Genomic DNA, 22,189 nt, shown 5'->3' with positions numbered 1-22,189 from the left:
TTTCTTAAGGATTTAATAACTGTTTTAACATTTTTTCCATATCATCATCTGTGCCGTGCTGTCCATCAAACCTGCCGATAATTTTCCCGTTTGGATCGATCAGGATTTTGGTTGGGAGTGCACGAACTCCATATTGTTGGCCAAGATCTCTAGGATTATCTATTCCCTTTACAAACATTTGAGCATTTAATCCGCGTAAAGTTTGTGGCCAGAGATTGGTTCCATCTTTATCAATTGCCGCCAACCAGTTTGGTACATTTCTATCATCGTCACCAATGCCTATCATCACAAAGTTTTTGTCTTTGTATTTATCGTATAGCTTAATCATTTGTGGCATGCTCGCTCTACAGGGAACGCACCAGGTTGCCCAAAAATCTAACAGTACATATTTTCCTTTCATGGCCGGTAACGAAAGTTCTTTATCGTCTTTATCTTTCACACTAAATGCAAAAGCCTTTGTTCCAACCAAGCCAACTTCCCTACTTTTAATTTCGGCCGCTAGTCTTTTTCCATCTGTACTTTCTTTTATCTCCGAGCTAAATTTATTGTATAGCTGTTTTATAGAATCAATACTAAAAACCGAAGTATAGTACTTTACCCGATCTGCGGTTACATAAGAGGCGGGATTGGAAATGAAATATTGATAGTTTATTTTGGCTTCTTTCGCTTTGAGAAATTTAAGTGATGCACTTACCTTTGGCTCATCCTGCGGTGCATTTGAAGCGCCATGGGAGGCGGGACCCACCAATTTGTTTAGCGAATCAATAGATTTATTTATGGCCTTCGTTTTGCTGTAAAGCACTTTCCAATCGAGCTGTGCGGGTGAACCAGTAATTTCTAAATAACCATTCGGTGCAGGGACTTTTGCAATTGTCATTTCACCTGGATTAAGATAGGCGGCATTTCTTTTCAGTTCCACATCCCGCTTGCCGATCACTTCACCTTTGTGTTTAAACACCAGATTGGAAAAAGTAGGCTGACTGATCAATCCTTTGATCTTGAAATTCCCATCCAATGCCGCAACACTTTCCTGTATAATTTTTCCTTCTCCATTGATGTAAATAATGGAAACGGAATCTAAAGTTTTATCATTGGTTCTGCCAATCAAGGTAAAAGATTTCAATCCTTCATTTTGCTGGCTAAAACTTTTCTGCAACCCGAAAAAACATGGGATCAGCATGAAAAAATATTTTGCTTTCATAAATTTGATATTTATACCGCCTGAAGCATTAAACCTCAGGCGGAAAAAATTGAATAGAACAGTATTAATAATTCTGTGTCAGGTTTGGATTGTAAGCTGTGGCACTTTGCGGGAAAGGAAAAATGTACAGCGGAGACTCCGGCTTTAGGGTATACGTGACTCCATTTACAGTACGTGTTATGGTTTCCTTATAAGCATCTTCGGTATTCCAACGTTTGATGTTAAAGTAATTCTTAAATGTATATAAGAATTCAAATCTAGCAGTTTTCTTAAGAAAGACCATGGCCTGCGCTTCGGTAGTTGCTATTTGAGGTGCATAAACGCTGGGATGGATTCGCCGTTGCCTAATCATGTTAATGATTTCCATTGCGCCAGGAACATTTTGTGTTCTGGCCAGGCATTCTGCTTTAATTAAATAAGTATCGCTTGTAGTAAGGCCAGCGGTATTTACCGCAAAAATTGTTGCTGAATAAGAGAGTTTCGCATTCGCTAAGCCGGTAATGGCAACAGCCTGAGCTGGCACTGGAAAGTATGGTTTTACATATTCGTTCTGGATATTTCCCGGCTCGTAGGCAGCAAGTGTTTCGAAAGTTGGCGCAATCAAAGTTGATGGCCCTTTATTGGAGGCGTAAAATAAATTATCTGCCGCGGTTACTGCAGGTTTTGCATAAGCAGTGGTTCCAACTGGTGCAAAAAGGCGATCATCTATTATGGTGCTATTAATGGCCAGGCTAGCATTTGCAGCAGCTAAAGCACCAGCATAATTACGCATGGCTAAAAGCACCTGCGCCCTAACTCCATAGGCAAAACCCATACCAACACGCATGTTATTTGCAGCTACATTTGGGAGGCTGTTTAATGCGAATGCAGCATCAATATCGGCAACAATGTTGGCATAAACTTCTGCAACAGTGCTCTTTTTATTGGGTTCTGACACTAAATTATCCTCTTTTACATAAGGAATACCCCCATCTGTAGCAGCTGTTGCCGGATTATAGGCTTTTGCATAAATGTTTACCAAAAGATAATGCATGTAGGCTCTTAAAATGTAAGCCTCAGCTTTTAGCGTATTTGCTTTAGCACGATCGCCACTTGCCCCATCTGCATTTTTAATCACTACATTACAAACGTTGTTGATAATGAAATACATTTTTTCATATTTAACGTCGGCCAGTGCAAGGTTCTTACGGTCTATGCTTTCATTATAAGTAGTAAGTGCTGTATTCAGGTCTTTTGCATTTAAGCTGATCAAGGTAGCCACATTGGTTACGTATGGATAAATATCGCCAACCAAAACCTCGGCATCATTACAATTAAAAGCTTCTCCAGCTGTTACTACAAAAGCTGGTGAGGAGATGGATACAGCAGTGTTTAAACTGAAGTTATAATTCAGCAACAAGTCCAGATCAGATACCCGGTTAAGCACATTGCTTCCCTTTGGTGTAATCTCTGTGAACTTGCTGCAACCGGATAATAAAAATATAAAAATCAGTATTATCGTGTTGCCGTATATTTTCTTATTCATATTCATTTCTCTATAAATTAAAATTAAGACCAAACACATAAGAGGTTAGCGCTCTTGCGCCCCCTGTTTCCGGGTCGAGATTTACATCGTTATTTACCCACAGTGATTTAGGATTGTTTAGTTGGAAACGTAAACCCACTCCTTTCGAACCTAATTTGTACGCCAATTTTGCAGGTAACTGATATCCTAATGTTATATTTCTGATTTTGATAAAATCTCCTGAGTAAACAAAAGTATCTGAGTAACGAAGGTGGTTTGATGGCGTTACAGATGTTCCTGGATAAGTACCAGGTGAGTATTGGCCATAACCAGGAACAATTGTGGTGGTGTTTCCAGGCGTCCAGCTGTCTAAAAGATAAGAAGGACCACCACTATACCCTAAACCACTTGCATAAATTTCCGGATAAACACCTCTTAAATACTGGCCGCCAAAATATACCGCCAGGATGTTAAGGCTAAATCCTTTATAATAAACCTCGTTCGTTAATGCAATATTATTGATCGGATCTGTTCCGCCAGAGTAAACAATTGCACTCATATCACTTCCGGTTAAAGCTACTGTACTTAACGTACCATCAGCCTTTAACCATTGTGGCTGGCCAAGGTTATTAAGTCCCTTATATTGAAAAGAGTAAAGGGAATTTACAGGATAACCCACTCTGTACCCGCCCTGAACCAAAGGAATTGGCAATACAGAGACCTCATCAACATAGGTAATTTTGTTTTTATTGTGGCTAAGTACCAGGCTGCTGCTCCACTGGATGCCATCAACTTTTGTTGGATCCGTCCAGCTGTACCCCAAACTCAACTCGATTCCGTTATTGACTAAACCGCCATTGTTGATAATCTGGCTTGTAAATCCTTCTGATGGGTCTATTCTTTGCGTGAACAATAAATCTGTACTTTTCTTTCTGTACCAATCTAAGGCTCCGGTTAATCTTTTGTTTAGCAATGCAAAATCTAAACCGATGTTAAAAGTTGCTGATTTTTCCCATCTCAATTCTGGATTGGCGGCGTTTGTAACTACAGATACGGGTGCATTTGTAGCGGCATTTGGTGGAAGTGTAGAACTCGCCGTTAAAAAACTGGTTACATCCTGACTCATATTTCCGGTGATGCCATAGCTGGTTCTCAGCTTTAAGAAATCAATCCATTTTTGGGCAGACATAAATTCTTCATTGCTGATATTCCAGGCCAGCCCGGCAGAATAAAGTGGTTTCCCCCTGAACCGTTTATCTAAACCAAACACATCGGCATAATCTATACGATAAGATCCCGAAGCCGCGTATTTATTATTGTACGAATAATTGGCCACTGCATAGCCTGAATTGGTGCGGTGAGTAATTTCGGGAATCAGTCCGATTGGTGTGTTTAAATACGTATTGTAAAGATTCGTTGTACTCGAATTCGGTTTAAAAGTTTGCGAGGTATTATAAGCGAACAAAGCAGGATAATTTACCGTTGTGGTAGACTGCGATTGCAATTGATCATCATAACCTAACAACAATCCATTTGTTCCTTTATCTCTTGTTTGTCGAAACTCGGTTCCGGCGCTAAGGTCGATTCCATGTTTACCAAAAGCCTTTCTATAACTCAGTTGCCCCCTGGCAGTCCAGTAATCACCTGTACTGTTTGTTGTTGCCAGCTTCCCACCATTCTCTGGCAAGAGGTTTTTATAGGTTTCCGGCGTAGTTCCCTGTGGTACTTTGTAATAAACATTTTTAAGATACCTCATAATATAACTATCAGGTTCAGAATAGTTTGAGCTATTGTTGATCAAACTTTCATATTGAAACTGGGGAGAAAAGGTTAAACCTGGCAGAATGCGCAGATTAAGGTTGGCAAAATACCGGGTATAATTTTGTTTGGTTAACCTTTGATCTTGTTCCAACTCCTCTAAATGATTCACGTTCATGCTGTATCTTGGCATAGAAGCCGGATTTGCATTGTACATATTGTAATCGCCGGTAGTATAGTATATACGGTTTCCGTTTGCATCCAAAAGCTGCAGATAAGGTGATACATTGTTTGCACTTGTAGCAAAACTACTCGCACTTGCTTTGGCTTTACCCAGAATCCCATTTACCCCAAAGTTTACATCCAGCCATTTGCTAAACTGGTAAGTACCTTTATAAAAAATATTCAGCTGCCTGTTGTAAGCATTAATAATCCCCGAATTGGTCGTTTTGTAGTTTAAGATTAAACTTGAGTTGTATTTGTTGCCATCTGTTCTAATAGACAGATCGTATTGTTGCAAAACCGTATTTAGCAGGGCATTGTCTTTGTACTGCTGCCTAAAATCGTTCTGTCTGAAGTCATTTAACCTGCTATCCAATTGAGTTTGAGTGATCTGGTTTTGCGCTTTTTGATACCAGCCATACTGCACAGGTGTAATCGGATCGCCTCTGTTGATTGCGGTAGCAGTATTGGCAATAGTGCCCGCAATATTGGTGTAATAATTTGAGTAGTAGCTGTTTTCTAAATCTACCTGTTGCGCAGGCGTTAGCATATTATAACCCAGGTTGGCTTTTTCAGTCAGGGTTACATCAGCGGCAAAATCGATAGTGGTTCGTCCCCCTTTTGCTTTTTTCGTGGTGATTACAATTACCCCGTTCGCAGCTCTTGCGCCATAGATAGCCGCAGCAGCCGCATCTTTTAAAACGGTAACACTCTCTACATCGTAAGGATTAACATTCGCGATGGCCCCCTCTATCGGTAAACCATCCAGAACAACAAGAACCGCACGATTGGCGTTAATTGTACTCACGCCACGGATTGTAGTTGTGCCCCGGTAGTTAACAAGGCCAGGAACACGCCCCTCCAGGCTATTAATAATATTGGTATTGTATCTTTTGGCAATTTCTTCACTCCCAACGGTCACTGTAGCTCCGGTCATCCTTTGTTTTGCAATAGCCTGAAAACCCGTATTTACTGAAACTTCCTGGAGTAGATTTGTTTTCGTTTTAAGACTAATGTTTAGCTGGGTTCGGTTGGCAAGGTTAATTTCTTCGGTATCCGTCATAATACTGGTAAAAACAAGTACATCGTCTTGTTTATTTGCAGTGATGGAAAATTTACCGTCGGCATCTGTAGTAGTTTTTTTGTTGGTACCTTTTATGGAAACGGTAACGCCTGCTACTGCCTTGCCATTTTCGTCGGTTACGGTTCCATTAACCATAATATCTTTGAAGAAATCGATAACCCGGTCTATCATTGACGTTTCTTTGGCACTGATTACAACTGTTTTGTCGCGGATGGTATAGTTAAGCGGCTGTTTACTGAAGATCGATTGAAGTACTTCTTCTATCTGCACGCCATTAACATTGATATTGACAGGTACTGCCTGTTGCAACAGATTTTCGCTAAAAACAAAGTCGTAACCGCTCTGAATTCTCAGTTCTTTAAGAACAGATTTTAACGGTACATTTTTCTTCGAAATACTGATCTTTTGTGCGAGACCGGCTGCACTGACATGCATTAATGTAGCGATTAATATAACGGTGGTTAGGCGCATAATTAGCAGAAATTTATGGATATAGCCGGCCGTAATACCGGTTTGTTTGGTATAAATTTTATACATTTGTTTGGTTTTAAGGTTAGTAGTGTCTAAGAAAATTATTGACGTAATACCGCATTTGCCGGGTTCCGAGGCCAATCGGGATCTGGCTTTTTAGTATTACCGCTTTGGTTTTTATTTCATTACGGTAATCCTCCTTCCCTCAATTTTAAAGTGAACGTTTCCGGTCAGTTCCAATATCTCCAGCACTTTGGAAACATTGGCAAACCGGGAGACCGAGCCTGTATAAAGCTGCTTCGAAACTTCTCCCGAATAAACAATTTCTACATTATACCATCTTTTTATCCGGTTCATGATACCCTGGATATTTTCCTGTTCGAACATAAATTTGTTGTTTTTCCAGGCTACCGCAAGTTCAGTATCAATATCGGAAGTTGTAATGTTTAAGCCCGATCCGGATGCCTGTTGACCAGGCTTGATGATCGTTTTTTGGTTAATCATTACACTTCCTTCCAGCAAGGTAGTTTTAGCCGCTGCATCTTCAGCATAACTGTTGATGTTAAAGTGGGTACCCAGCACCTGTACTTCCTGTTTATCGGTATGTACAATAAAAGGCACATTTTTATTTTTATAAACTTCAAAATATCCTTCACCGGAAAGTTCTACCCACCTGTTTTTCGCTCCGGCAAATGTTGTTGGAAATTTAAGCTCAGAAGCCGCGTTGAGCCAAACTGAAGTACCGTCTACCAATAAAACCTCAATCTGTTCGCCATTGCCCGTTTTTAGCGTATTGTAGCTAACTGTTTTGGCTTTAGATTCAGTAAGCGTATAAATCAGCTTGCCATTTTTGGTTTTTGAAATATTTACCCCTTCTTGTTTTGCAAATTCACCACTCGTTTTTTCTGATAAGAAAATTTTACGGCCATCTGCTAAAGTTAGGGTTGCTGAGTTTTTTCCAGGGGGAACATCATTTGCATAATTGCTGCTTTGCGCCCTATCGGAAGTTTTTTGGGTATACAAAAATATTCCTACTGAAACTAAAATCAATAAACTGGCTGCAATGGATATTGGGATCCAAAGTTTTCTATTTGACTTTGGATAAACCAACGGCAGCTTAGACTGAATTTCTGCCTTACTCCCTTTTAAATCTTCAGTGCTTGGCTGTTGAGTAGAATTTGAAGCATAACTGATGTACCAGCTTTCCAGCTGGGCATTTTCCGTATCGCTCAGTTCTCTGGTCTGACGTTTTTTTAACAGTTCGTTAATTTGTTGCGCATTCATAGGTTTGGTTTACAACAGGATTTCTCCTTTTATAATACCAAGACGGTTAACAGGCGCAATCGTCATATCGGATAAAGAAAAAGATATATTATAGAAAAGGAAAGGCACTCATAAAGGAATCCAGCTTCGGCTTTAATATTTTGAGGGCCTTATAAACCTGCTGTTTTGCAGTTTGATCGGTAATGTTCAGTTTGGCGGCAATTTCCTTATAGCTCAAACCATCTTTTTTATTCATTAAAAACACTTCCTTCATTTTAGTTGGGAGATGGTCTATTTCTCTTTCTATAATTTTAGAAAGTTCGCGTTCTCTAATTTCATCATCCGTAATGTTATAGCCTTCTACTAAAAACTTGTTGAAGGATGCCGCATATTTCAGAATGATTTTTTTGTGTGATAAGAGGTCAAAAATCCTATTCCTTACCGATATGCTCAGGTAGGATAATAAGGAGACTTTAAATTCGATAGTTGATCTTTTCTGCCAGAGCGTTAAAAAAACGTCCTGAACCACATCATTAATTTCGTCTTTATCTGTTAATATCCGGTAAGCATGGCGGAGTAGAATTTCATTATATCGCTCGAAGATTTCGGTGTAGGCGTACCCATCATCATGTTTGAGCAAGATGATCAGATCAACATCCGAAAAATTACTATACGATTTCATAACGAAAACGAGCCATCTAAATTTAATCTGATGTGGATCAACGGATATTTAAATACTCACGGCTAAGATAAGTACTAAAGTTTATAAATTATATTTAGTCCATACGCTCCTTTTATTCATCTCAATAAGCCCGCTTTAAACCACAACATCAGCATTAAAAATGCTAACAATTATACAACTTAAGAAAATGAAGGTCTAACCATCCCAATATGCTCGATTCCGTCCTCATTGTAAACTTCGCGACTTTTGTTAACAGAGCTTAAGATGCAATTGACATTTGCACTTGTACAGATCCTGTAACATCAGCGTTAAAAAAGTATGTTTTCCTTTGCGAAAAAAATGTAATAGAAATCACATCCGGAAACCACTTAGGGTAGTTGCGTTGTCCTCAGTTGCCTATAATGCTGGGTACCATTTTGGGGAAGAGTTTCAGATCAACCATGAGTGATGGGTGAGGTGCCACCAGTAATCTTAGACTTGTCAGGAGAAATGGTATAAACTTGTGGCGAATTGAATTGCTCATCGACCGGCAAGAATAGAGAAAATTCCCGCCAGCATATAATTATTGACCTGCAGAAAATAACGCCGATTTGGCATTGCGAAAATCAGAAGGGGCGTAGCCGGTTTGTTTTTTGAATAAATTGCTGAAGTAGGACGCATCATCAAAGCCTAGGTTATAGGCAATCTCCTTGGCAGATTTATCGGTATACATTAACAGGCGCTTTCCTTCCAGTATGATCCTTGCCTGTATCACCGCAAGCGGGGATTTGTGGTTATATAAGGCAAAGTAATTGGCAAGTGTTTTAGGCGACTTATTGAGCTGATTTGCATAAAACTGCACAGTATGCTCCTTTCGATAATTATTTTCAACCATCAGGTTGAATTTACGCAAAACGTCCAATTTATCTCCAGTCAATGTGGGCTCGTTTAAATACTGTTTTTTACCTAAGCGGGTAACGATGATGATGAGCCGCTTAAGCATCATTTGCAACATGTCTCGCTGTATTGCATCCCGGTCTTCAAATTCATCTATAAATACCTGTAGTAATAGATTCAGTTTTTTTTGGTGCTGCTCATCCAATGCGATAAACATCGTCTCGGCTGAACCGTAAAATAAAAATCCCACGCAACTAATTTCCTTATCATGATCTACAATGCAATAAAAGTTACGGTTGTATTGCCATGCTATAACCTGTTGCGGCTGCTCAAAGGAAAAAGTCTGGCTAACCATGAGTGGCAAAATGGTTTGGGCGGGAAATTCGTATTGAATGCCGTCAATGGTTACCGTCTGCTGTGGCCCGTCATTAAGGGCGATAGTTAAAAATTTATCCTGACGATCGCGCTGGAAGAACAGACGGTCAAAGTAGTTTTCATGCACGGTTAGGTGAAGTTCACCTGCAGAAATAGGATCAATGTAGTGTAGCTTCATGTTACTGGAATTATCGTACAGTTTGCAAATATAGCCATATATTGCTTCGAAGAATATTATAGCACCTGTATATCAGATTTGCTAACCATACTTTTTACCGGCGGGCGCAGAAGCTTTTAAAACTGATCTGCCTAACGCAACTGTTAAATTTTATAACACAGGGCATTTCACATTTGAAACGCATGTAGGAGATATCAGCAACGATATCTTAGCATTTCTAACCACATTACCTAAATAGTAACTCAAAACTTCCAGGGCCTATATTGTAAGTAAAAATAAAGTTGCAAAAAAAGCGATTTTTTTTTTGCACGGGTTTGGTATGCCTTTTTTAATCACTCTACAAAGGAAAAAGGATGGCACATCAAAAAAAATTATAAACATGTAACAGATCCACAAACAAAGGTAAGGTAAACTGCAACAAAACTATTAAGGGCAGATTTTACATGCAGTCGGGAATTCTCTCTATTCGTAAACCCTGTGCTTAGCTGCACCTTTGTATTGTCAAACAAAAACAGACATACAATTTAAAAAGTAGCATCATGAAAAATTTCACAATCCCAACTAAAGAACAAGTATCTCCAGCTAACCAGGCCATTTTTGACAACCTGCAGGGTATGGTAGGTTTCGTACCTAACCTGTATGCCATCTTCGGTCATTCTGACACCGCCCTTGGCGATTATCTGGCATTGCAAAACAGGAAATCATCTATTCGAGCCAAAGAGCGCGAAGTAATCAACTTGGTAGTTAGCCAGGTAAATGATTGTTCTTACTGCCTGAGTGCACACACTCAGTTTGCTAAAATGAATGGTTTTACCGACGAGCAGATCTTAGACATCCGCAGGGCGGATATCGGTTTTGATGCTAAGTTAGATGCTTTGGCTAGATTGGTTAAAGCCACTACAGAGAACCGCGGCCACGTAGAGGCAGAAATTTTAGAAAACTTTTTTGCAGCTGGATATACAGAAGCAAGCCTTATTGATGTAACCATTATAATTGGCGACAAAGTCATTACTAATTATTTACACGCCTTAACAGATATCCCTGTTGACTGGCCCTTAGCTCCGGCTTTAAACTGATCAATAAATCTTGTCATGGTGGCGGATGAGACCGCCACCAATTTTAATCAATAAATTCAAATTAAGCTTATTATGTTTTTAAAAAAATCAGTTCTACTAGCTGCAATAGTTGCAAGCTCAATAAGCCTAAAAGCTCAAAATACTACTCCTGCCTATTTTTCTCGTTTTGATCATCTGAAAATGACCCGTACCGCAGACGGTATTCTTGAAGTGAAATTCACGACTAACAATGGGCCTATCGTATTTACCGGAAAGGACCACCATGACTTTGTTGAAGCGTTTTCACAAATTGCCCAGGATAGAGATAACAAGATTGTTATCCTGACAGGTACGGGCAATGAATTTTTTGCACAAATAGATGGCCCCAGCCTGGGCGACATTACCAATCCACGCGAATGGGACAAAACCTGGTGGGAAGGCCAACAATCGTTACAGAATCTGTCAAGTATTGGCGTACCGGTTATTGCAGCAGTAAACGGTGCCGCGACTGTCCATTCAGAATATGCATTAACTTCCGATATAATTTTGGCAAGTAACGATGCATATTTCCAGGATTATCCTCACTTAACATTTGGCATTGTTCCTGGCGATGGTATACAGACAGTTTGGAAAAGGGCAATTGGCGATTACAGAAGCCGCTACTTCTTGTATACAAAACAAAAAATCAGCGCATCTGAGGCTAAGAGCATGGGCGTTGTAGCCGAAGTATTACCAAATAACGAGGCCTTGAACAAGCGGGCATTTGAACTGGCCAAAAAGCTTTTAACAATTCCTGAATTAACAAGGAGACACATGCGCACCATGTTTGCAGACGACCTTCGTAAAGATCTGTTACAACAGGTTGGTTATGGACTAGCTGTTGAAGGTATTTCTGCAACGGATTTGAAAGTTGCAGCAGAGGAAAAGGCAAAAAATAAATAAAAGCCAAGCCACCATAAGATGAAAGATCAATCTATTACAACTGTTAATTCGTTACGAAACGAATTAACGGGATTCCAGACCTCATGGAATTCAAAAGCGCCGGAAGGCTTGCAGAAAAAATTTGAGCATGGCATTGCCGAGATCCAACAGATCAATCAATTGGCATTAAAAGTTGGCAGCAAGGCACCCGGCTTTGAATTAAAAAATGCGCTTAACAAACCGATCAAACTCTCCGATTTATTAAAAACTGGACCTGTAATACTAAGCTGGTACCGTGGCGGCTGGTGCCCTTATTGTAACATTCAATTGCGTTATCTGCAAACCTATTTACCTCAGTTTAAGGCTACCGGTGCAACCTTAGTTGCGCTATCGCCTGAGCTTCCGGACAAATCCTTAAGTACCACTGAAAAAAATGAACTGACATTTGAGGTGCTGACAGATTACAATAATGAGGTCGCTCACCAATTTAATATCACTTTTACCCTTAATGATGAGCTGATAGATATTTACAATGATTTCCATAAGCTGGAAAATTACAATGGTGTAGCAACAAACGAGTTGCCGATTCCTGCAACTTACGTTATCGGCACGGATGGTTTGGTAAAATATGCTTTTGTAGATGCCGATTATCGCAAACGTGCGGAACCAGCAGAAATATTAGCCGTTCTCAAAAGCCTATAATCATATGGAACTTATTACACACGTCTGCCTTCGCATAAAATTCAAATTGATTTTGAACATGAAATAATTAAATGAGTTTGAGAGAAAAATTAGACCTATTAACTTCAGTAAAAAAAGATAGCTACCTAAAATCAGGTAGCTATCCACAGTCAGCATTAAGGTACGTTCAGGGAACGCTTGTGTTTGTATTTTATCTTTGTGACAATTCTTATATAGATTTCAAAAAACGTTTTGCAAATCAAAACAAGAAATTTTCAACGCTTTCTACGGCGCTTTTTATTGCTCCATTCTGATCTTAAAAAATTCACATATAGTAAAATCATCGCGGCGAAAAACACAATAACCGCACCAGTCAGTACCTGCCGCATCCATTAATATTTAGTAATCTTAAATTCAGTTCTTCTGTTCAGCTGATGTTGTTCTTCTGAACAATCCACACCATTTTTGCAGTTATTAACAGGTTCAGATTCACCATATCCTTTGGCCGTAATCCGGTTACGGTTTATTCCGCGCGAAATAATATAGGCAACTGCCGATTCTGCTCTGCGCTGCGATAACTGCTGGTTATATCTGTCGCCCCCTCTGCTATCGGTATGTGATCCAAGTTCGATCCATATGGTTGGATTTTCCTCCATGATCTGCACAAGTTTATCTAATTCCAAAGCAGCATCCTTTCGGATATTCGATTTATCAAAATCATAATAAATGTTTTCGATCCGAATGCCTTGGTTAAGCTTTATGCGCTCAAGATTTAAATCTATCTGAACCGTTTGCTCATGCGCTGAAGGTTCCATAACAGTTTTGACCTCACTACGGAAATCCGTTTTATCGCCGCTGACTGTATAGCTGGCCAATGGAACCTCAAAACTAAATGATCCGTCCTGAGCTGATTCAACAGACAGTCGTTTGCCGCCCGGGCCAAGTAAAGTCACCACTGCTCCTGGCAAAATTCTGCCAGTTCCTTTTTCAAAAACCCTTCCTGTTATTAAATAGGTTGAGCCTATCTGCATCGACACGCTATAGATATCATCACTTCCCTTTCCCCCGTCACGGTTAGAGGAAAGATATCCTGGCGATTGGGCGCTGGACGGAAAATAAGCCAGGTCATCCTTCGGAGAATTAAAAGGGTACCCCAGGTTTTGAATACCTGTTATTTTGTCGGCATGGGTGATAACCCTAAAAACATCGAGCCCGCCCATTCCAATATATCCGTCGCTTGCAAAATACATATTGTTGTGCTCATCAAACGAAACTGTCCGCTCGTTTCCATCTGTGTTGATTTCCTTTAAATTTACCGGCCTGCCCCAGTCTCCCGACTGCGTTTTAGTGCAAACGTAAAGATCTGCTCCACCCTTTCCTCCGGGCATATTCGAGGAGAAATAAAGAATTTGCCCATCGGCTGAAATGTAGGGGTCACTGAGCGAGTACTCAGCAACGTTGTTAAATGGGAAAGGAATTGGGTCCTGCCAGCCGCCTTGCCCATCACTTTGTGAGGAGTAAATTTCAACATTTATCGTAGCAGGTTCCTTTCCGCTCCTTTTAGTCTTTTCCGGTATCTTGGTCATGGTAAAGAAAATAAGTTTTCCGTCTGCTGTGAAGCTTGCCGGCCCTACATGATACGCAGAGCTACCGGAAATGGGTACCACTCTTACACTATCCTCCCCGATATGCTGTGTATATAATTTGAGGTATCCGTTTCCTGTCCAGCCATAAATATCCTTATCAGGCTCCTTTGCGCCGTCGAACTTTAAAAACGGTCTGTTTGCCGCTGTTGCTGCTGAATGAGCATTGCGATCGGATGCAAAAACAATCTGCCCCGATTTTTGAATAGCCCCCCAGTCAGACTGAGAAGAGTTGAGCGCGGATGCATTTATAAGATCAATCGGTCTTGGATTGCGCATCCATTTTAGCGCAGAGTCGCACGAGCCTAACCATAAGTTACGCTGCCGTTCAGTCACTTCACTATGTCGGTCTATGTAACGCTGGAACTGGGTCTTTGCTTCAGTGTATTTTGCGTTATGCTGTAGGGCACTCGCATATTTCAGAATATTTTGATCATTGCTTCCAGGCATGGCGGAGGCAATGGCGTACCAGCTTTCCGTCTGTTTGTAATCGTTCATGTACCCATAGGCTGAAGCCAGTCGTTCTGCCGTACGTAGCGCTGCTTTCTTGCGATAGGCCTGCTCATATAAATCTGCCGCCTTGTTAAAATTAAATAAATCATATTCCGTGTCAGCCTGCTTGAGGATATATTGGGCTGATGCCGGGCAGATAACCGTAAGGGTGATTATCGTAGCTGCAAAACAGGCCAGTAAATGTTTGTTGTTCATGATTCCTTGCTAAATAGTGATTAAAATACCCTTGGGGTGGCCATTCTGATATTCGGTTTGATAAAGGAGTATCCAATGGATATCTCGTGTGTGCCACCACTGTAGCCTTGTAGCGGTCCGACTGAAAAGTCGTATGCATAACCGATCCGTATCTTTTCCGACGGAAAGAACTGCAATGCGGCAACAGCTGAATTGCGCATGTTCAGGTCTTTTTGAAGATGGCTTTTATCATAAAGCTTTACTCCGGTGCGGTAAGCACCCCCCACCCAGAAAACATCCTTGATCATCAGAAATGCGTTTACGTCGAGGCTTGTAGGGCCACCTCTGTCATCTTTGATCAAAAATGAAGGTTTGAGCTGAAAGGATTCGTTTAGCGGCAGTAACATTCCGGCCGTCAGGTAAAAATGCGGTTTGGGCTGTGGAATAAAGGCGTAACGGTCGATATTAACATAACTGGCAATCAGATTATCAGCAGATAACCCGGCATAGAAACGGTCGTTGGCAAAATAAACCCCTGCACGCGCATCGGGCACTATCGTACGTTGAACGTCAACAGGCTGGTTGGGTTCAGGATTATTTGGGTTGAGCATTCCGCCATCAATACCAAGCTGCACCATGCCCACACCAAGCCCGAGCGAAAGCCTGGAACTTCCATCATCGTTCATTTTGATGCGGTAGGCATAGTTTCCATAAATACTCAGGTTGTTTTGCGCACCAAGTTTGTCGGAAGCCACCTGAAGGGCAAGACCAACATTCCCACTGTTTGCAATTGCATCAACTGCTAATGCAAGGCTTTTGGGCGCACCGTTGATGCCTGTCCACTGGCTCCTGTAAAAAGTGTGCGCATTGAGTACTTCTTTATAGCCGGCATATGCTGGATTTATATAAATCCCATTGAACATGTACTGACTGTACTGAGCATCCTGTTGTGCTGAAACTGTTCCGGCAACCAGCACTAGTGCACAGGTTATTGATATAATAATTCTTTTCATCATTGTCTTATCTTAGGAGCCGGCATTACCGGCTCCTCAACTTCTTATTATTTTTTAAAGGCCCTGATCAATGTGATGTATCCCTTAAATACCTCAACTTCACTTCCCTCAGTCCGTTTTACACGTAACAGGTAGAAATAAGTTCCTTCGTTCAATCCCTCTCCTGTCCAGGTATTGTCATAGCCTTTGGCATGGAATACCTCATTGCCCCAGCGGTTTACAATTGTAAGTTCGCTAGACTGATATTGGTTCAGGCCGATGATCTCGAAGGTGTCGTTTATTCCGTCTCCATTTGGCGTGAACAGGTTTGGCACCTTGATGGCATTAAAGTCGGCACTTATCTTAACTGAAGCTATATTGGTATAATATCCATCTTTATCTTTCACCCTGTATGCGAACTCATCATCTCCTGTATGCCCGGCACGTGGCTCATAGCTAATCGTACCATCAGCATTGATTTTTAGCGTGCCGTTTTTCGGTTGAGCAGTAATCTCAATGCTACTAAGGTCAAAACCTGAAGCTTTTGCATCATCATTGTTCAGCACCGGTATTTTCACAATCTGATTTGCCTTTGTAGAGGCAGCATCATCCACCGCTACCGGAGATGGAGTTACAGGCGTTACGGTTGGTTTGTCATTTGTACTGTCCGAACCGGATACATCACCTACGTGTGTTCCTTCTGGGGTTAGCGCATCCACCTTAGCCGTGTTACTAACACTGCCTAGATCCCTATCTGCCTGACTCAGTTTATAAACCACACTATGGTTGACCGATTGCCCAGGTAATAGCCCTGTAGGAAGAGGCAATAAAAGACCTGAAATTCCAGCCTTGGCATCGTTCAGTGTAACCGAAGTTAAAGTCGTCATGCCTGTATTGGTGATCGTAAAAGTATAGTTGATTGAATTACCGGATACCACCGCTGTTTTGACAAGTGCGATTGATGAACGCTGTGGCATAGAGGTTTGTGTAGGCTGATCATTATCTTCAGCTGTACCCGAGCGATCTGTCACCTTGTCTCCCGATGGTGAACTGGCGGTAACCTCAGCAGTATTCTCTACTTTTCCGTTGTCCCTGTCTGCCTGGCTTACCGGATAAGTATATTGGTAAGAAACCTCGGTTGCAGGTTCTAATCTGCTTGCTACAATTACATTCAACGACAGTTTATTATCTGTAAGCGTAACTGGTGCCAGCTCAACATTTCCTGTGTTTCTGATCTTAAACGTATAAACAATATTGTTTCCATCTGCACTTAGTACTCCAGATTTCACTAATGAAATCGCTGGTTTTGCTGTAATTATTGTCACGGTCGGGTCTCCAGCTGCAGGCGTTGATGGATCATCAGAATCTACTACGACTGTCCCTCCCTTAGGATCTGTTCCTGAAGCGGTGGCCTGGTTGGCAAAACTGCCGCTGTTTACATCAGCAAGAGTAAGGGTGTGCCTTGCAGTCACAGTCACCTGGGCGCCTGGCTGCAACAGCGCGATGCCCAAAGGAATAATACTTCCCGGATCTGCTTTTGCATCAGTAACAGTGATATTTTTTAAAGTCACATTACCGGTATTGGTAACAATTAATTTATAATTAATTACATCCCCTACTTTACTCACCACATTTGTTGCGGTCTTCGTAAGGCTCATCGATGGAGCAGCAGGAATAATAGTTACCGTAGGGTCGCCAGGGTCGCCTGTTGAAGGATCATCAGAGTCCTTGTCCACACCGTTCCCTTTAGGGTCTTTGCCCGTAGCCTTAGCCTGGTTGGTCACACTGCCACCGTCGAGATCCGACTGGGTCATCGTATGCACAGCAGTCAAGGTAACTGTAGCACCCGGTGCAAGGCTTGCTACAGGTGAACCTGTAACCACTGCATTGGCATCGCTCACTGCGATATTGTTTAAGGTAACATTACCGGTATTGGTAACGATTAAGTTGTATTTAAGTTCAGCACCCAAAGTATTCGGTACCGTGCCGTTCACCGATTTTGCAAGGCTCATCGATGGAGCGGCAGGGATAATGGTTACCGTAGGATCGTCTGGCGTTCCTGTTGAAGGATCATCAGAATCCTTGTCCACACCGTTCCCTTTAGGGTCTTTGCCCGTAGCCTTAGCCTGGTTGGTCACGCTGCCCCCGTCGAGATCCGACTGGGTCATTGTATGCACAGCAGTCAAGGTAACAGAAGCGCCCGGTGCAAGGCTTGCTACAGGTGAACCTGTAACCACTGCATTGGCATCGCTCACTGCGATATTGTTTAAGGTAACATTACCGGTATTGGTAACGATTAAGTTGTATTTAAGTTCAGCACCCAAAGTATTCGGTACTGTGCCGTTCACCGATTTTGCAAGGCTCATCGATGGAGCGGCAGGGATAATGGTTACCGTAGGATCGCCAGGGGTTCCTGTTGAAGGATCATCAGAATCCTTGTCCACACCGTTCCCTTTAGGGTCTTTGCCCGTAGCCTTAGCCTGGTTGGTCACGCTGCCACCGTCGAGATCCGACTGGGTCATCGTGTGTACAGCAGTCAAGGTAACCGAAGCGCCCGGTGCAAGGCTTACAACAGGCGAACCTGTAACCACCGCATTGGCATCGCTCACTGCGATATTGCTCAAGGTAACATTACCGGTATTGGTAACGATTAAGTTGTATTTAAGCTCAGCACCCAAAGTATTCGGTACTGCACCGTTCACCGATTTTGCAAGGCTCATCGATGGAGCGGCAGGGATAATGGTTACCGTAGGGTCGCCAGGGGTTCCTGTTGAAGGATCATCAGAATCCTTGTCCACACCGTTCCCTTTAGGGTCTTTGCCCGTAGCCTTAGCCTGGTTGGTCACGCTGCCACCGTCGAGATCCGACTGGGTCATCGTGTGTACAGCAGTCAAGGTAACCGAAGCGCCCGGTGCAAGGCTTGCAACAGGCGAACCTGTAACCACCGCATTGGCATCGCTCACTGCGATATTGCTCAAGGTAACATTACCCGTATTGGTAACGATTAAATTGTATTTAAGCTCAGCACCCAAAGTATTCGGTACCGTGCCGTTCACCGATTTTGCAAGGCTCATCGATGGAGCAGCAGGGATAATGGTTACCGTTGGGTCATCAGGGGTGCCTGTTGAAGGATCATCAGAATCCTTGTCCACACCATTTCCTTTAGGGTCTTTGCCTGTAGCCTTAGCCTGGTTGGTCACGCTGCCACCGTCGAGATCCGACTGGGTCATCGTGTGTACAGCAGTCAAGGTAACTGTAGCACCCGGTGCAAGGCTCGCTACAGGAGAACCTGTAACCACAGCATTTGCATCGCTCACCGCGATATTGTTTAAGGTAACATTACCGGTATTGGTAACGATTAAGTTGTATTTAAGTTCAGCACCCAAAGTATTCGGTACCGTGCCGTTCACCGATTTTGCAAGGCTCATCGATGGAGCGGCAGGGATAATGGTTACCGTAGGGTCGCCAGGGGTTCCTGTTGAAGGATCATCAGAATCCCTGTCCACGCCATTTCCTTTAGGGTCTTTGCCCGTAGCCTTAGCCTGGTTGGTCACACTGCCCCCATCGAGATCCGACTGGGTCATTGTATGCACAGCAGTCAAGGTAACAGAAGCGCCCGGTGCAAGGCTCGCTACGGGAGAACCTGTAACCACAGCATTTGCATCGCTCACCGCGATATTGTTTAAGGTAACATTACCGGTATTGGTAACGATTAAGTTGTATTTAAGTTCAGCACCCAAAGTATTCGGTACCGTGCCGTTCACCGATTTTGCAAGGCTCATCGATGGAGCGGCAGGGATAATGGTTACCGTAGGGTCGTCTGGCGTTCCTGTTGAAGGATCATCAGAGTCCTTGTCCACACCGTTCCCTTTAGGATCTTTGCCCGTAGCCTTAGCCTGGTTGGTCACACTTCCCCCATCGAGATCCGACTGGGTCATTGTATGCACAGCAGTCAAGGTAACAGAAGCGCCCGGTGCAAGGCTTGCTACAGGTGAACCTGTAACCACTGCATTGGCATCGCTCACTGCGATATTGCTCAAGGTAACATTACCGGTATTGGTAACGATTAAGTTGTATTTAAGTTCAGCACCCAAAGTATTCGGTACCGCACCGTTCACCGATTTTGCAAGGCTCATCGATGGAGCAGCAGGAATAATGGTTACTGTAGGATCATCTGGCGTACCTGTTGAAGGATCGTCAGAATCCTTGTCCACACCGTTCCCTTTAGGGTCTTTGCCCGTGGCCTTAGCCTGGTTGGTCACGCTGCCACCGTCGAGATCCGACTGGGTCATCGTATGCACAGCAGTCAAGGTAACAGAAGCGCCCGGTGCAAGACTTGCTACAGGAGAACCTGTAACCACTGCATTGGCATCGCTTACTGCGATATTGTTTAAGGTAACATTGCCGGTATTGGTAAGCACTAAGTTGTATTTAAGCTCAGCACCCAAAGTATTCGGTACCGCGCCGTTCACCGATTTTGCAAGGCTCATCGATGGAGCAGCAGGGATAATGGTTACCGTAGGGTCATCAGGGGTTCCTGTTGAAGGATCATCAGAATCCTTGTCCACACCGTTCCCTTTAGGGTCTTTGCCCGTAGCCTTAGCCTGGTTGGTCACACTTCCCCCATCGAGATCCGACTGGGTCATTGTATGCACAGCAGTCAAGGTAACAGAAGCGCCCGGTGCAAGGCTTGCTACAGGTGAACCTGTAACCACTGCATTGGCATCGCTTACTGCGATATTGTTTAAGGTAACATTGCCGGTATTGGTAACGATTAAATTGTATTTAAGTGCTGCACCCAAAGTATTCGGTACCGTGCTGTTCACCGATTTTGCAAGGCTCATCGATGGAGCAGCAGGGATAATGGTTACCGTAGGGTCATCAGGGGTTCCTGTTGAAGGATCATCAGAATCCTTGTCCACACCGTTCCCTTTAGGGTCTTTGCCCGTGGCCTTAGCCTGGTTGGTCACACTGCCCCCATCGAGATCCGCTTGGGTCATCGTGTGTACAGCAGTCAAGGTAACAGAAGCGCCCGGTGCAAGGCTCGCTACAGGAGAACCTGTAACCACAGCATTGGCATCGCTTACTGCGATATTGCTCAAGGTAACATTACCGGTATTGGTAACGATTAAGTTGTATTTAAGTTCAGCACCCAAAGTATTCGGTACCGCACCGTTCACCGATTTTGCAAGGCTCATCGATGGAGCAGCAGGAATAATGGTTACTGTAGGATCATCTGGCGTACCTGTTGAAGGATCGTCAGAATCCTTGTCCACACCGTTCCCTTTAGGGTCTTTGCCCGTGGCCTTAGCCTGGTTGGTCACACTGCCCCCATCGAGATCCGCTTGGGTCATCGTGTGTACAGCAGTCAAGGTAACAGAAGCGCCCGGTGCAAGACTTGCTACAGGAGAACCTGTAACCACTGCATTGGCATCGCTCACTGCGATATTGTTTAAGGTAACATTACCGGTATTGGTAACGATTAAGTTGTATTTAAGTTCAGCACCCAAAGTATTCGGTACCGCACCGTTCACCGATTTTGCAAGGCTCATCGATGGAGCAGCAGGAATAATGGTTACTGTAGGATCATCTGGCGTACCTGTTGAAGGATCATCAGAGTCCTTGTCCACACCGTTCCCTTTAGGGTCTTTGCCCGTAGCCTTAGCCTGGTTGGTCACGCTGCCACCGTCGAGATCCGACTGGGTCATCGTGTGTACAGCAGTCAAGGTAACAGAAGCGCCCGGTGCAAGGCTTGCTACAGGCGAACCTGTAACCACAGCATTGGCATCGCTTACTGCGATATTGTTTAAGGTAACATTACCGGTATTGGTAAGCACTAAGTTGTATTTAAGCTCAGCACCCAAAGTATTCGGTACCGTGCCGTTCACCGATTTTGCAAGGCTCATCGATGGAGCGTGTACAATCGGTGTAACCGTACAGCCTGGGCATGCAGGCGTTGGCGGTGTAACCGGATAGTTGGGATCGGTAGGCGACAATGGTGTCGGATCTACCGAAGTGGTTGTGATATTGTTATTTTTAGGGTCTTTTCCGGTAGCGGTCGCCACGTTGAACACTCCTCCATTATCGATCTCCGCCTGTGTTAGGGTATGGAAACCGGTGAAAGTGCTGTTGTCTGAAGTACCTACCGCAAGTGAAGCGATCGGGCCACCCGTAATTGTTGCGTTTGCATCGGTAACCGTCACATTTGTTAAGGTTACATTGCCCGTATTGGTCACCACGAAAGTGTAGTTGATACGGTCGCCTGCATCTACCTTACCGTTCGTGTTGAAGTCATTGTAAGAACCGTCTTTGGCCAGGGTCATTGCGCCTGTGTGTACAATCGGTGTAACCGTACAGCCTGGGCAGGCAGGTGTTGGCGGCGTAACCGGATAGTTGGGATCGGTAGGCGACAATGGTGTCGGATCCACTGAAGTGGTCGTAACCGGTTTGTCCTTCGGATCTTTTCCGGTAGCGGTAGCCACGTTGAACACACCTCCGTTATCAATCTCCGCCTGGGTAAGCGTATGGAAACCTGTGAAAGTACTGTTGTCTGAAGCACCTACCGCTAAACTTGCGATCGGGCCACCAGAAATGGT

The 22,189-nt window shown here is 43.3% G+C and carries 12 protein-coding genes; 3 read left to right on the top strand and 9 right to left on the bottom strand.

The window, feature by feature from the left end:
- Positions 1–4 precede the first annotated feature (4 nt).
- From ACTJKN_RS26510 to ACTJKN_RS26485, 6 genes are all read right to left on the bottom strand, one after another.
- Complete coding sequence (locus tag ACTJKN_RS26510; protein ID WP_440828633.1) at positions 5–1,201, bottom strand: redoxin domain-containing protein; 1,197 nt, start codon at positions 1,199–1,201, stop codon at positions 5–7.
- Positions 1,202–1,265: 64 nt separating this feature from the next.
- Positions 1,266–2,726 (bottom strand): RagB/SusD family nutrient uptake outer membrane protein, encoded by a 1,461-nt coding sequence (locus ACTJKN_RS26505; protein ID WP_440828632.1) that lies wholly within the window; start codon positions 2,724–2,726, stop codon positions 1,266–1,268.
- Positions 2,727–2,736: 10 nt separating this feature from the next.
- The gene (locus ACTJKN_RS26500; protein WP_440828631.1) at positions 2,737–6,306 is read right to left on the bottom strand and encodes a SusC/RagA family TonB-linked outer membrane protein; all 3,570 of its coding nucleotides are present in this window, start codon (positions 6,304–6,306) and stop codon (positions 2,737–2,739) included.
- A 111-nt stretch (positions 6,307–6,417) separates the two neighbouring features.
- Positions 6,418–7,524, bottom strand: coding sequence for a FecR family protein (locus tag ACTJKN_RS26495; protein WP_440828630.1), 1,107 nt, complete (start codon positions 7,522–7,524; stop codon positions 6,418–6,420).
- A gap of 88 nt (positions 7,525–7,612) precedes the next feature.
- A complete protein-coding gene (locus ACTJKN_RS26490) occupies positions 7,613–8,185 on the bottom strand; it encodes an RNA polymerase sigma factor (protein ID WP_440828629.1) in 573 nt (190 codons plus the stop codon).
- 562 nt (positions 8,186–8,747) lie between these two features.
- Positions 8,748–9,614 carry a helix-turn-helix domain-containing protein gene (locus tag ACTJKN_RS26485; protein WP_440828628.1) on the bottom strand — a complete coding sequence of 289 codons (867 nt, stop codon included), beginning with the start codon at positions 9,612–9,614 and terminating at the stop codon, positions 8,748–8,750.
- Between the two features lie 539 nt (positions 9,615–10,153).
- On the opposite strand from ACTJKN_RS26485, the gene ACTJKN_RS26480 reads away from it, so the two are divergent.
- From ACTJKN_RS26480 to ACTJKN_RS26470, 3 genes are all read left to right on the top strand, one after another.
- A complete protein-coding gene (locus tag ACTJKN_RS26480) occupies positions 10,154–10,690 on the top strand; it encodes a carboxymuconolactone decarboxylase family protein (RefSeq protein ID WP_440828627.1) in 537 nt (178 codons plus the stop codon).
- A 72-nt stretch (positions 10,691–10,762) separates the two neighbouring features.
- Positions 10,763–11,611, top strand: coding sequence for an enoyl-CoA hydratase/isomerase family protein (locus ACTJKN_RS26475; RefSeq protein WP_440828626.1), 849 nt, complete (start codon positions 10,763–10,765; stop codon positions 11,609–11,611).
- 18 nt (positions 11,612–11,629) lie between these two features.
- Positions 11,630–12,292 carry a peroxiredoxin-like family protein gene (locus ACTJKN_RS26470; RefSeq protein ID WP_440828625.1) on the top strand — a complete coding sequence of 221 codons (663 nt, stop codon included), beginning with the start codon at positions 11,630–11,632 and terminating at the stop codon, positions 12,290–12,292.
- 371 nt (positions 12,293–12,663) lie between these two features.
- On the opposite strand, the gene ACTJKN_RS26465 is transcribed toward ACTJKN_RS26470, so the two are convergent.
- The 3 genes from ACTJKN_RS26465 to ACTJKN_RS26455 form a co-directional block, all read right to left on the bottom strand.
- A complete protein-coding gene (locus tag ACTJKN_RS26465) occupies positions 12,664–14,622 on the bottom strand; it encodes an OmpA family protein (RefSeq protein ID WP_440828624.1) in 1,959 nt (652 codons plus the stop codon).
- A 20-nt stretch (positions 14,623–14,642) separates the two neighbouring features.
- Positions 14,643–15,617 (bottom strand): PorP/SprF family type IX secretion system membrane protein, encoded by a 975-nt coding sequence (locus tag ACTJKN_RS26460; protein ID WP_440828623.1) that lies wholly within the window; start codon positions 15,615–15,617, stop codon positions 14,643–14,645.
- A 44-nt stretch (positions 15,618–15,661) separates the two neighbouring features.
- Positions 15,662–22,189: DUF7507 domain-containing protein (locus ACTJKN_RS26455; RefSeq protein ID WP_440828622.1), on the bottom strand; the 6,528-nt coding region annotated here is incomplete at its 5' end.

The sequence above is a fragment of the Pedobacter sp. 22163 genome, assembly GCF_052045595.1.
In the GTDB taxonomy this organism is placed as follows: Bacteria; Bacteroidota; Bacteroidia; order Sphingobacteriales; family Sphingobacteriaceae; genus Pedobacter.
Note: the sequence above shows the minus strand (reverse complement) of the source record. Positions and strands in the feature narration are given on the sequence as shown.

Coding starts and splice junctions, on each gene's coding strand:
- ACTJKN_RS26495 (WP_440828630.1), bottom strand. CDS start 7,524: ATGAATGCGCAACAAATTAACGAACTGTTAAAAAAACGTCAGACCAGA.
- ACTJKN_RS26470 (WP_440828625.1), top strand. CDS start 11,630: ATGAAAGATCAATCTATTACAACTGTTAATTCGTTACGAAACGAATTA.
- ACTJKN_RS26485 (WP_440828628.1), bottom strand. CDS start 9,614: ATGAAGCTACACTACATTGATCCTATTTCTGCAGGTGAACTTCACCTA.
- ACTJKN_RS26510 (WP_440828633.1), bottom strand. CDS start 1,201: ATGAAAGCAAAATATTTTTTCATGCTGATCCCATGTTTTTTCGGGTTG.
- ACTJKN_RS26490 (WP_440828629.1), bottom strand. CDS start 8,185: ATGAAATCGTATAGTAATTTTTCGGATGTTGATCTGATCATCTTGCTC.
- ACTJKN_RS26475 (WP_440828626.1), top strand. CDS start 10,763: ATGTTTTTAAAAAAATCAGTTCTACTAGCTGCAATAGTTGCAAGCTCA.
- ACTJKN_RS26465 (WP_440828624.1), bottom strand. CDS start 14,622: ATGAACAACAAACATTTACTGGCCTGTTTTGCAGCTACGATAATCACC.
- ACTJKN_RS26500 (WP_440828631.1), bottom strand. CDS start 6,306: ATGTATAAAATTTATACCAAACAAACCGGTATTACGGCCGGCTATATC.
- ACTJKN_RS26480 (WP_440828627.1), top strand. CDS start 10,154: ATGAAAAATTTCACAATCCCAACTAAAGAACAAGTATCTCCAGCTAAC.
- ACTJKN_RS26505 (WP_440828632.1), bottom strand. CDS start 2,726: ATGAATAAGAAAATATACGGCAACACGATAATACTGATTTTTATATTT.
- ACTJKN_RS26460 (WP_440828623.1), bottom strand. CDS start 15,617: ATGATGAAAAGAATTATTATATCAATAACCTGTGCACTAGTGCTGGTT.